The sequence below is a fragment of the Pseudomonas oryzihabitans genome, assembly GCF_007665395.1.
Classification (GTDB): Bacteria; Pseudomonadota; Gammaproteobacteria; order Pseudomonadales; family Pseudomonadaceae; genus Chryseomonas; species Chryseomonas psychrotolerans_C.
Genome location: NZ_VDND01000013.1, coordinates 44,357 through 55,711 on the forward strand (window position 1 = coordinate 44,357; position 11,355 = coordinate 55,711).

Here is an 11,355-nt window from a genome sequence, read left to right on the forward strand (position 1 = left end):
GGCCATGGGCCGCTCCTACGGTAGGAGCGGTCCATGACCGCGATAGACGCGATGCCTGGACGGTGAAAGTCTGAAACGTGAAGAAGGTGGAGCTGGGGTCTAGCGACTACCCACCTTGAGCGGCTGGGTCGGCGCCGGCAGGCTGGCCAGGACCGCGTCGCGCTGGCGCTTGAGCGCGGCCAGGGTGGTGGCATCGGCCATGGGTACCGACTGGGCATCGACGGTCATGCCCGGGCGCACCCGCTGCAGGCCGTTGACCACGATGCGATCGCCGGCTTCCAGGCCCTTGCGCACGATGCGCAGGCCTTCCAGGCGCGGGCCCAGGTCGACGTTGCGGTAGGCGGTCTTGTTCTGGCCATCCACCACCAGCACGAATTTCTTGCCCAGGTCGGTGCCCACGGCGGCGTCCTGGATCAGGGTGCCTTCGTAGGTGCCGCTGCCCACCAGCCGCAGCCGGGCGTAGAGCCCCGGGGTGAAGCGACCGTCGGCGTTGTCGAACACGGCGCGGCCGTGGATGGTACCGGTACGCGGATCGAGCTGGTTGTCCATGAAGTCCATGTGGCCCTCATGGGTGAAGTCGTCCTCGTTGGACAGCGCCATGTAGACCGGGCTGGTCGCGCCGCGCTGACCCTGGCGGGCGAGCGCCTGCTGCTTGAGGAAAACCCGCTCGTCGGCGTCGAAATAGGCATAGACCTTGTCGGTGGAGACCAGGGTGGTGAGGCGGGTATCGCCGGCGTTGACCAGGTTGCCGGCGGTCACCTCGGCCCGGCCGACGCGACCGTCGATGGCGGCGCGGACCTCAGTGAAGCCCAGATCCAGGCGCGCGGCATCCAGTTGCGCCTGGGCGGCGGCGACACTGGCCTTGGCTTCCTGGGCGGCGCTGCGGCGGGCCTCGACGATTTCCGCGGAGATGGCGTTGCTGCTGCGCAGGCGCTCACCGCGGGCGGCTTCGTCGGCGGTGCGGCTGGCGTTGGCGCGGGCCTGCTGCAGGCCGGCTTCGAGGCGCTTGACCTCGGCCTGGAAGGGGCGCGGATCGATCTGCAGCAGCAGGTCGCCGCGCTTGACCCGGGCACCCTCGTGGAACAGCACGCGGTCGACATAGCCGGACACGCGGGGACGGACCACCACGGATTCCGGCGCCTCCAGGCGCCCGGTCACCTCGTCCCATTCCACCACCGGCTGGCGCAGCACCTCGGCGGCGCTCACCTTGGGCGCGGGCGGCGCGGCACTGGCCTGGGGCCGGGAATCGCCGCAGGCGGCGAGGAGCAGGGTAGAGGTCAGGGCCAGCGGGCCGAGGGTTTTCGCGAAGAGATCCATGTTCGAGTCCGCCCGAGGTGGAAAGAGGTCAGGGAGGCGAGTCTGCCGCCACGCGCGGGCAGCGACGAATCGAAGGGCTCGAACTTATTTATCGATGGCGGTGATGGTTTCGCCGTAGGTATCGCTGTGAGTGATCGGGACGCTCTGGAGTGGGGTTCTGCGGGAGAGTCACGGTTGAGCAGCTAATCGCAGGGTGGAGACGTAAAGCAGCCAGCCTATCGTTCTGTTCGATAATTCCATTATTTTGTGGTTAAAGCCGAGGGAGAGAGGATAGCCAGCCAAATACGGGAATTAGCTGTAATAGGATATAATTCTCTTTTGTTGTGTATAAAGTGCGATTAAAGAGGATAAGCCCCGATATGCTGGATTTGAGCTTCAGCAAGCCAGGCGAAATCGTCAAGCAGCTGTGCAAGCGCTTGCGCACCGAGCGACTGGCGCAGCAATTGACTCAGGCCGAGGTCGCCGGCCGTGCCGGGCTTGGCACCAATACCGTGTCCAATCTCGAGGCGGGACGCAACGTCGGCTTCGAGAACCTGGTGCGAATCGCCATGGTGCTCGGCCGCAGCAAGGAATTCGAGGGTTTATTCCTGCCGAAACTGGACAGCCTGGAGGACGTGCGGCGCTATGAACAAAGCGCCAGACGCCAGCGTATCAAGAGGAAATCCAGCGATGTCTGAACAGGTGGACGTCTACTACGAAGGCTGGGGCGAGCGCTGGCTGTGGGGGCGGCTGATGGCTACGACGGCCTTGGGTGGTCGTGCGCAGATCCTGTTCGAATACAGCGTGCAGGCGAAACAGCGGGGCTTCGAATTGTCGGCCCACCAGTTGCCGTTGGCGGGACCTTCCCTGCGTCGGGATTTTCCGGCCCATCAACTAGGATTACCAGGGCCGGTCTACGACGCCTTGCCGGATGGCTGGGGCATGCTGTTGATGAATCGACTGTTCAAACGCCGGGGACTCAACGCGGCACGCATCGGGCCGCTGCAACGGTTGGCCTACATAGGCGACAACGCCATGGGCGCTATGACCTTCGAGCCTGCTGCCCCTGAAGGTAAGGCGGTAGAGGAGCATCTACCCCTGGAGCTGCTGTTGGCTGAAGTTCAGGAGGTGCTCACCGGTGAGGGTGGGGAGTTCCTGCAGACCTTGCTGCGGCTGGGCGGCTCGCCCCAAGGTGCTCGACCGAAGGCGCTGATTTATCGCGATCCACGTACGGATGGCTTCACTACCGTGGCCAAGTCGGATCTCGAGGCTTGGCTAATCAAATTTCCGGCCAAGGACGAGTATCCTGAGGTATGCGCCGTGGAAGCGCTTTATGCCGATTGCTTACGCCTCTGTGGCATCCAAACGGCGGATACCCGCTACTTTCGTTTGCCCGATGGCCAGGCAGCCTTCGCTACTCGACGTTTTGATCGGGTGAACGGGCAACGCGTACCCATGCAAAGCCTCGCCGCTTTCACTGGCGCCGACTACCAGCAGCCGGGATCGCTCGACTACGTCAACTTCCTGCGGGCCACCCAACTTTGCACCAACGATATCCGCCAAAAGAACATCGCTTTCGAACGTGCCGTGTTCAATGTCGTCTTCAACAACAGGGATGATCATCCGAAGAACTTCGCCTACCTCATGTCCCCCACGGGTGCCTGGACCTTGGCACCCGCCTACGACGTGACCTTTTGCGAGGGGCCGCATGGCTATCATCAAATGGATGTGCTGGGTGAGGCCCTGGACATCCGGCGGGCGGCGTTGCTCGATCTTGCGGACGAGGCCGAAGTCCCCCAGGCCGCCGCGAACGACATCATCGAACGTATCGGCCAGGTCGCTTGCCAATTCACCGCTATTGCCGAACGCGACTATCCCGGAGCCATCACCCGAGGCACCCTGAAGACCATCCAAAGCCGCATCGACGAAAATCTTCGTTTGCTGCGCTGAGGCGCAAGAGCGGCGGTTGCAAAACAGCCGTTCGCCAACCCGAGGCGCGGTGAGCTTGGCCTAGAGACTGTCCGGATCCCCAATGAACATCTGGATGCGCGACCTCAGCCAGCGCTCGCCGGGGTCGTGATCCTGGGCGCCGCTCCAGGCCATGGGCAGCTCGTGGCCGCCGTCGCGCAGTTCCTCGGGTGGGTCCTCGTACCTCAGGCCGCCGGCGCTGGCCAGCAGCCGGGCGGTGTAGTCGGGCACCATCACCAGCAGGTCGGTCTCCGCCAGCAGCGAGCCCAGGCCGTTGAACTGGGGCACCGCCAGCACCACCCGGCGCTGGCGGCCGAGCTTGTCGAGCAATTCGTCGACGTAGCCGGTGAGGTCGCCGGCATAGGACACCAGGGCATGGGGCCGGGCGCAGTATTCGTCCAGGGTCAGGCGCCCGGGCTTGCTGTCGGCGCGCAGCACCTTGAAGCCGAAGCGGCGCACCGGGCGGCGCTTGGAATTGGCTGGCAGTTCCTCGGTATAGCCCACCGCCACGGTGATCTCGCCGGAGGCCAGCATGCCGGCGGCGGTCAGGTAGTTCATCCGCCGTACCACCAGGGTGGTGCCCGGCGCCTCGATGCGGATGCGCCGGAGCAGTGGCGGCAATAGGGCGAATTCGACGTCGTCGGACAGGCCGACGCGGAACACCCGGTCGGCGCTGGCCGGCTCGAAGCTCTGGGTACGGCTCACCGCGCTGGAGATTTGGTCCAGCGCCGGTGACAGCAGGGCGGCGATCTCCTGAGCGCGCGGCGTGGGTTCCATGCTGCGCCCGGTGCGCACGAACAGCGGGTCGTCGAACAGGGTGCGCAGGCGGGCCAGGGCGGCGCTGATGGCCGGCTGGCCGAGGAACAGCTTTTCCGCGGCACGGGTGACGCTGCGCTCGAGCATCAGGGTCTCGAACACGATGAGCAGATTGAGGTCGACGCGGCGCAGATCGGTACGGTTCATTCAGGGCCCGGCTTCGGGAGTGGATCGATTCCCGCGATGTCCATTATCGATGGGGATGCATGGCATCCTAAGGCAAGGCTCGTTAGAGTCCTAGCCATAAGCAGTCCGCCTCGGCAACCGTTCCGGGGTCGGCGTCAACGCGAGGTAGTCCCATGTCCCGCCTGATCCAGTTCACCGAGTTCGGCCCGCCGGAGGTGCTCACCTGCATCGACCGACCCACGCCCGTGGCCGGGGCCGGCGAGGTGCTGGTGCGGGTGGCGGCCATCGGCGTGAGCTGGTACGACGTGCTCTGGCGGCAGAACCTGGCTCCCGAGCAGGCCATTCCGCCCGCCGGGCTGGGCTGCGAACTGGCCGGGGTGGTCATCGCCCTGGGCGAAGGCGTCAGCGAGCTGGCGGTGGGCGATCGGGTGGCTAGTTTCCTCGGTCACGACATCAATCGCTACCCGGCCTATGGCGACGAGCTGGTCTATCCGGCCACCTCCCTGACGCGCTATCCGGACGTCCTCACCCCGGTGGAAGCCGCGGTGCACTACACCCCGCTGCTCACCGCCTACACCGGCCTGGTCCACCAGGCCCGGTTGCAACCGGGCGAGTGGGTGCTGATCACCGATGCCAGCCGCTGCTGCGGTCCGGTGTCCATCCAGCTGGCCAAGGCCCTGGGCGGTCGGGTGATCGCCACCACCCACGACGCCGCCGACCGCGACTACCTGCGCGAACTGGGCGCCGAGAAAGTCATCGCCGCCGAGGAAGAGGACCTGGTCAGCCGTATTGCCAGCATCACCGATGGCGTCGGCGTGCACGTGGCCCTGGATGCCCTGGGCGGTCCGCAACTGGCCCTGCTCGGCGAGGCCATGGCGCCCCGCGGTCGGCTGCTGCTCTACGGCCTCAATGGCGGCAACCAGACCCCGCTGCCCGCCTGCGCGGCCTTCAAGAAGAAATTCAAGCTCTACATCCACTGTGTCCAGGATTTCACCGGCCAGCCGGAGATGGGCCTGGAGGCGGATTGCGCCGCCGTGCGCGAGGCCTTGCAGCACATCGACCAGTTGACGCGCGACCGGCTGCTCAAGGCGCAGATCAAGCAGGTGTTTCCCTTCGACCAGTACGTCGAGGCCCACCGGTGCATGGAGCAGTGCCCCACTCGCGGCCGGGTGGTGCTGAGCGTCGACTAGGCCTTGCCGCCATGAAAAAACCCACGCCTTGGCGTGGGTTTTTTCATGGCGGGTCATCCAGGCCGGGCGCCTAGGCGGTGGCCTTTTTCTGCAGCGGCGGGGTGGCGCGGTTGACCCGCGTCTTGGCGCCGAAGAAGGCCACGCTGAGGAAATGCAGCGGGCTGATGCGCTCCAGCACCAGCTTCAGCGCCACGGGCAGGAACAGGCCCATCACCATGCTGACGGTGAAGACCACCCAGACGTCGTGCACCTGCAGCTTGTTCAGCACGATGCGGGCACCGGCGGTGCCGAAGACGTGGAACAGGTAGATCTCGAAGGAGAAGTAGCCCAGCCAGGCCAGCGGCTTGAAGTAGAAGCGGCGGGCGATCAGCAGGCTGATGGCGGCCAGGCCCAGGGCGGTGCCGATCACCGCCATGTCGGTCTCGTCGAGATCGATCAGCTCGAACAGGTAGGCCTGGTCGAGGGCCACCAGGATCGCCAGGGCCACGGCCATGGCCGTCACGTTGCGGCGGGTGATGAGTTGCGCGCCGAAGCGGTAGAGGCCCAGGCCCAGCAGGAAGAAGGGGAACAGCTGCACCGCCTTGTAGAGGCTGAACAGGTCCGGGAAGCTTTCCCAGGCGAAGGAGGCCGCCAGGGCCACGGCGAACACCAGGCCGAAGTTGCGCAGGCTCAGCAGCAATCCGGCCTTTTCCACCAGGGCGATCGCCACGAAGATGCAGAAGATCGACTGCAGGAACCAGAAGTGCGCATAGCTGAAGAAGTAGATGCTGAAGATGTCGGTCAGCTGCGGCTTGTAGTTGGTGTTGGGCACCGCCATCTGCAAGGCGAAGAATAGCGTCGAGACCACCAGCAGGGGAATGCCGATGCGTTTGAATTTGCCCTGGTAGAAGCGCGACAGGTCGCTGCCGGTGTTGACCGGACGCAGCGCATAGACATAGCCGGAGATGGCGGTGAACAGCGGCATCCGGATGTAGACGAGGGAATCGTAGAGGTAGCGCAGCACGGAGTCGTCGGGCACCTTCATGCCCAGGGTGGACGAACTGCCGATCACGTGGCCCGCTACCATTAGAAACAGCGCCAGTCCGCGAATCGTCTCTATTCGCAGATCCTTTTCCGGCGTGGTCTTGGTCATGCTGAGTCCTCTGTACTAGCTAAGGCGAGACAGCGATTCCTCGAAGGGAGACGGGGAACGAATGTCGGCGCATCGATCATCTGAGCCCGCTGAGCTTAGGCTAGTTCGTTAGCCGCCTTGCGATAGCCCAGGAAAAAGCCCGGCTTTTCTTGCGCTGCATCACTTTTCCATGAAGTGATTCCTGAAAGTGTGAACTTGCAACGTCAGCGAACGACGCCGATTCAGGTGGCATTCTGCCAGTTTTAAGGGTTTCTTAAGCTGAGGGAAGCTAGGCGGCCGGTATGGCCGCCCTTCGCTCAGATGAAGGCCTTGCCGTCGATCACTGCCTTGCGCCAGCGGGTGATGCGCACCTCGCCCGGCAGCCCGGCGCTGCTGAAGGGGTCACGCGCCAGGAAGGCTTCCGCCTCGGCCCGGGTTTCCACATCAACGATATAGACGCTGCCGCTGGCGGTCTCGCCGTCGTCACTGAGCTTGGCGCCACAGGCCAGCAGGGCGGCGGCGTTCTCGCGCAGGAAATCCAGGTGGGCCGGGCGATGCTGCTGGCGCAGGGCCAGGCTGTCCGGCTTGTCGAAGGTCTCGATCAGAAAAGGCATGGCAGGCTCCGAAAAGGGCGACAGCCCCGCTGGCCGCCGCTGGCGCAGGGTGGCGCGATCCTGGGTGCAGCGTCAATCGGCGGTACGACGACCCGACCACGTCGATCCTGGGCATAGCCATAGCAGAGAAACGTATTAAACATTCTTTTATAAAGGAGCCATTCTTGCCTTCTTTTGGAATATAAGGAGGTTCTCATGGCTCTGCTGTCGATCCGGCGTCTCGCGCGCCTCTGCGGGATACTGGCAGTCACCCTTGGCCTGTTGGCGCCGGTGCAGGCGGCCGACCAGGCGCTGCGCATCGGTTACCAGAAGGGCGGCGGTCTGCTGGCGGTGCTCAAGGCCCAGGGCACCCTGGAGCAGGCTCTGGGCGCCCAGGGCTACCAGGTCAGCTGGCGCGAATTCCAGGCCGGTCCGCAACTGCTGGAAGCGCTCAATGCCGGTAGCGTCGACGTCGGCTACACGGGTTCACCGCCACCAATCTTCGCCCAGGCCGCCGGCATCGACCTGGTCTACCTGGGGGCCGAGCCGGCCAGCGAGAAGGTCGAGGCTATCGTGGTGCCGAACGGCTCCGCGCTCCACGCGGTCAGCGAACTCAAGGGCAAGAAGGTGGCGGTGCAGAAGGGCTCGAGCGCCAACTTCCTGCTGGTCGCCGCGCTGAACAAGGCCGGGCTCACGCTCAAGGACATCCAGCCGGTCTATCTCGCGCCCGCCGACGCCCGCGCCGCCTTCGCCAATGGCTCGGTGGATGCCTGGGCGATCTGGGATCCCTACCTCGCCGCCATTCAGCAGAGCCAGGCGGTACGGGTCCTGGCGAACTACCAGGGCCTGTTGCACGCCAACAGCTTCTATGAGGGGTCGCGGCGCTTCGCCGACGCCCATCCCCAGGCGATCCGCCTGCTACTGGCCGAGCTGGCCAAGGCCGGCGCCTGGGCCAATGCTCACAAGCCGGAGGTGAGTCGCATCCTGGCCGAGCAGATCGGCCTGCCCGAGGCGGTGACCGCCACCTGGCAGGCGCGTACCGGCTATGGGGTGACCCCGCTGACGCCCGAGATCATCGCCATCCAGCAGCAGACCGCCGACATCTTCCAGGCCCAGGGTCTGATCCCGCGCAAGGTCGACGTCAGCCAGGCGGTCTGGCAGGCGCCGCGCTAGGCTCAGGCGCGCCGCGGCAACAGATAGCCCAGCAGGAACATCCCGGCCGCGGCGACCACCACCGAGGGGCCGGCCGGGGTGTCCTGGTACCAGGACAGCGTCAGCCCCAGGCACACCGCCGCCATGCCCAGCAGGCTGGCGCCACAGGCCATCTGTTCCGGGCTGCGGGCGTGGCGCTGGGCGGTGGCGGCAGGGATGATCAGCAGCGAGGTGATCAGCAGCACCCCGACGATCTTCATGGCCACGGCGATGACGATGGCCACCAGCAGCATCAGCGCCAGGCGGATCCAGGTCACCGGCAGGCCTTCCACCTCGGCCAGCTCCTCGTGCACGGTGATGGCCAGCAAGGGTCGCCATAGCCAGGCCAGGGCCGCCAGCACCAGGGCGCTGCCACCGAGGATCCAGCGCAGATCGCCGGGGCCGACCGCCAGGAGGTCACCGAACAGATAGCTCATCAGGTCGATGCGTACCTCGTGCATGAAGGACAGCGCCACCAGCCCCAGCGACAGGGTGCTGTGGGCGAGGATGCCGAGCAGGGTGTCGGCGGCGAGGCCGCGCCGGCGCTGCAGCACCACCAGCAGCACGGCCAGCGCCAGGCAGCCGACGGTGACGGTCAGGGTCGGGCTGACATCCAGCAGGAAGCCCAGGGCCACCCCGAGCAGGGCGGCGTGGGACAGGGTGTCGCCGAAATAGGCCATGCGCCGCCAGACCACGAAGGAACCGAGGGGACCGGCGACGAGGGCGAGGGCGAGACCGGCGAGCAGGGCATACAGCAGGAAATCAGCCATGCTTGCAGTGGTCTCCATGAACGTGCGGGGTCTTGACCACGCTGCCATGCAGGTCGTGGGCGTGGTCGTGGCGATGGTGGTAGACGGCCAGGTTGCGTGCGCTCTGGCCGAACAGCGCCTGGTAGGCGGGATCGCCGCTGACCTGCTCGGGATGGCCGGAGCAGCAGACGTGGCGATTGAGGCAGATCACCTGGTCGGTGGCGCCCATCACCAGGTGCAGGTCGTGGGAGACCATCAGCACGCCGCAGCCGTGGCGCTCGCGCAACTGGCCGATCAAGCGGTAGAGCTCGCTCTGGCCATTGATGTCGACGCCCTGCACCGGCTCGTCGAGCACCAGCAGCTCGGGCTGGCGGAGCAGGGCACGGGCCAGCAGCACCCGCTGCAATTCGCCGCCGGAGATGCTCTGCAGCGGACTGTCGATCACTCCCTCGGCGCCCACTTCACCCAGCGCGGCCTGGGCACTGGCGCGGGTCACACCCGGTACCAGGCGCAGGAAGCGCAGCACCGACAGCGGCAGGGTGGCATCCACCTGCAGCTTCTGCGGCATGTAGCCGATGCGCAGCCGAGGCCGCCGCCAGACACTGCCGCGATCGGGCGTGAGCAGGCCGAGCACGCTGCGCACCAGGGTGGTCTTGCCGGCGCCGTTGGGGCCGATGAGGGTGACGATGCGCCCGGGATCCAGGGTCAGGCTGACCTGTTCGAGCACCGGCTGACCGGCGAAGGTCACGCCGACATCCTGCAGCCGGATCAGCGCCTCGCTCATGCCTGCTTCCTGCAGGCGGCGCACTGGCCGATCACTTCCACGGTCTGGCCTTCCACCTGGAAACCGACCGCCTTGGCGCCTTCCAGGATGGCCTGGTGCACGGCGGGTTGCTCCAGCTCGATGCTCACCTGGCAGCTGCGGCAGATCAGGAACTGGCCCTGGTGCGCCTCGCCGGGGTGGTTGCAGCCAACGAAGGCGTTGAGCGAGGCGATGCGGTGCACCAGGCCGTTCTCGACGAGGAAATCCAGCGCCCGGTAGACGGTGGGCGGTGCCGCGCGCCGGCCGTCCTGCTCGCTGAGCACGGCCAGGATGTCGTAGGCGCCGAGCGGCTTGTGGCTCTGCCAGACCAGTTCCAGCACCCGCTTGCGCAGGTCGGTGAGGCGCACGCCAGCGCGGCTGCAGAGTTCGTCGGCCTCGGCCAGGGCATGGGCGACACAGCGCGAATGATCGTGGGGCCGAAAGGCCAGGGGGGCGTCGGACATGGAACGATACCTTGGGAGCTAGGACGTTATTATATTGCACCTCTCTTAAGAATCGGGATTTTCACGTGCCGCGCCTCCTACCCCTCGTCGTTTCCCTGCTGCTCAGTGGCGTCCTCCTCCCGGCCCAGGCCGGGGTCAAGGTCCTGACCAGCATCAAGCCCCTGCAACTGATCGCCGCCGCCATCCAGGACGGTATCGGCGAGCCCGCCGTGCTGCTGCCGCCGGGGGCCTCGCCGCACCACTATGCGCTGCGCCCCTCGGACCTGCGCCAGGTGCGCGACGCCACCCTGGTCTACTGGATCGGCCCGGGGCTGGAAGCCTTCCTGCCCGCGGTGCTCAAGGAGCGCCAGGGCCCCAGCGTGGCGGTCCAGGACCTGCCCGGCCTGCACCTGCGCCGCTTCGGCGCGGAGCACGAGCATGAGCACGGCGACGACGACCACGCCGAGGCCCACGGCGACGAGCCTGGCCACGCGCAGGGCAGCGAGCCTGAATACGCCCACGACCATGACCATCGCCCGGGCAGCCTGGACGCGCACCTCTGGCTGGCGCCGGCCAACGCCCGGGTGATCGCCACCCGCCTGGCGGCCGACCTCAGCCAGGCCGATCCGGCCAATGCCGCGCGCTATGCCGCCAATCTCAAGGCCTTCGAGGCCCAACTGGCCGCCAAGGACCAGGCCCTGCGTGCCCAACTGGCGCCGCTGGCCGGCAAGCCCTACTTCGTCTTCCACGAGGCCTTCGACTATTTCGAGGAGGCCTATGGCCTGGCGCACCGCGGCGTCTTCGCCCTCGGCGCCGACGTCCAGCCCGGGGCGCGCCACGTGGCCGCCATGCGCGAGGAACTCAAGGCCGCCGGCCCCACCTGCGTCTTCACCGAGCCGCCGCTGCAGCCGAAGATCGCCACCACCCTGAGCAGCGGCCTGCCGGTGACCCTGGTGGAGCTGGATCCGCTCGGCGCGCGGGTGCCGGTCGACGGCCAGGGCTATACCGGCCTGTTGCAGGGTGTGGCCGATACCCTGAGCGGCTGCCTGGCCAAGCTGCCCTGAGGCCCC

At 66.5% G+C, this 11,355-nt stretch carries 12 protein-coding genes; 5 read left to right on the top strand and 7 right to left on the bottom strand.

Going from position 1 to position 11,355, the window contains the following annotated elements; translation table 11 throughout:
* Positions 1-99 precede the first annotated feature (99 nt).
* Positions 100-1,317: an efflux RND transporter periplasmic adaptor subunit gene (locus tag FSV73_RS21730; RefSeq protein WP_145011360.1), complete on the bottom strand. Its 1,218-nt coding sequence runs from the start codon at positions 1,315-1,317 to the stop codon at positions 100-102.
* Between the two features lie 359 nt (positions 1,318-1,676).
* Between FSV73_RS21730 and FSV73_RS21735 the strand changes: the two genes are divergently transcribed.
* Both FSV73_RS21735 and FSV73_RS21740 read left to right on the top strand, forming a co-directional pair.
* Entirely contained in the window at positions 1,677-1,994 is a 318-nt protein-coding gene (locus FSV73_RS21735; RefSeq protein ID WP_145011363.1) for a helix-turn-helix domain-containing protein, read from the top strand.
* Positions 1,987-3,246 carry a type II toxin-antitoxin system HipA family toxin gene (locus FSV73_RS21740; RefSeq protein WP_145011366.1) on the top strand — a complete coding sequence of 420 codons (1,260 nt, stop codon included), beginning with the start codon at positions 1,987-1,989 and terminating at the stop codon, positions 3,244-3,246. Before FSV73_RS21735 ends, FSV73_RS21740 begins: the two co-directional genes overlap by 8 nt.
* A gap of 60 nt (positions 3,247-3,306) precedes the next feature.
* On the opposite strand, the gene FSV73_RS21745 is transcribed toward FSV73_RS21740, so the two are convergent.
* Positions 3,307-4,227: a LysR family transcriptional regulator gene (locus FSV73_RS21745; RefSeq protein ID WP_058761652.1), complete on the bottom strand. Its 921-nt coding sequence runs from the start codon at positions 4,225-4,227 to the stop codon at positions 3,307-3,309.
* Positions 4,228-4,379: 152 nt separating this feature from the next.
* Here FSV73_RS21745 and FSV73_RS21750 point away from each other — a divergent pair, with 152 nt between their 5' ends.
* Entirely contained in the window at positions 4,380-5,396 is a 1,017-nt protein-coding gene (locus tag FSV73_RS21750) for a zinc-dependent alcohol dehydrogenase family protein (protein WP_145011369.1), read from the top strand.
* Positions 5,397-5,466: 70 nt separating this feature from the next.
* Here the strand turns inward: FSV73_RS21750 and FSV73_RS21755 are convergent, their stop codons facing one another.
* Positions 5,467-6,528, bottom strand: a complete 1,062-nt coding sequence (locus FSV73_RS21755) for an acyltransferase family protein (protein WP_145011371.1) — start codon at positions 6,526-6,528, stop codon at positions 5,467-5,469.
* Between the two features lie 296 nt (positions 6,529-6,824).
* On the bottom strand, positions 6,825-7,121 hold the full coding sequence (locus FSV73_RS21760; RefSeq protein WP_145011374.1) for a YciI family protein: 297 nt from the start codon (positions 7,119-7,121) through the stop codon (positions 6,825-6,827).
* A gap of 195 nt (positions 7,122-7,316) precedes the next feature.
* Here FSV73_RS21760 and FSV73_RS21765 point away from each other — a divergent pair, with 195 nt between their 5' ends.
* Positions 7,317-8,273, top strand: coding sequence for an aliphatic sulfonate ABC transporter substrate-binding protein (locus FSV73_RS21765; RefSeq protein WP_145011377.1), 957 nt, complete (start codon positions 7,317-7,319; stop codon positions 8,271-8,273).
* Between the two features lie 2 nt (positions 8,274-8,275).
* Here FSV73_RS21765 and znuB read toward each other — a convergent pair whose 3' ends face one another.
* Genes znuB through FSV73_RS21780 form a run of 3 tightly spaced genes read right to left on the bottom strand, consistent with a single transcriptional unit; the run spans position 8,276 to position 10,306 of the window.
* Positions 8,276-9,061 (bottom strand): zinc ABC transporter permease subunit ZnuB, encoded by a 786-nt coding sequence (gene znuB, locus FSV73_RS21770; RefSeq protein ID WP_145011380.1) that lies wholly within the window; start codon positions 9,059-9,061, stop codon positions 8,276-8,278.
* Complete coding sequence (znuC, locus tag FSV73_RS21775) at positions 9,054-9,824, bottom strand: zinc ABC transporter ATP-binding protein ZnuC (RefSeq protein ID WP_145011381.1); 771 nt, start codon at positions 9,822-9,824, stop codon at positions 9,054-9,056. The genes znuB and znuC overlap by 8 nt, the downstream gene beginning before the upstream one ends.
* A complete protein-coding gene (locus FSV73_RS21780) occupies positions 9,821-10,306 on the bottom strand; it encodes a Fur family transcriptional regulator (RefSeq protein WP_145011382.1) in 486 nt (161 codons plus the stop codon). Before FSV73_RS21780 ends, znuC begins: the two co-directional genes overlap by 4 nt.
* A gap of 65 nt (positions 10,307-10,371) precedes the next feature.
* Between FSV73_RS21780 and znuA the strand changes: the two genes are divergently transcribed.
* Positions 10,372-11,349: a zinc ABC transporter substrate-binding protein ZnuA gene (gene znuA, locus FSV73_RS21785; protein ID WP_145011383.1), complete on the top strand. Its 978-nt coding sequence runs from the start codon at positions 10,372-10,374 to the stop codon at positions 11,347-11,349.
* The last annotated feature ends 6 nt before the right edge of the window (positions 11,350-11,355 follow it).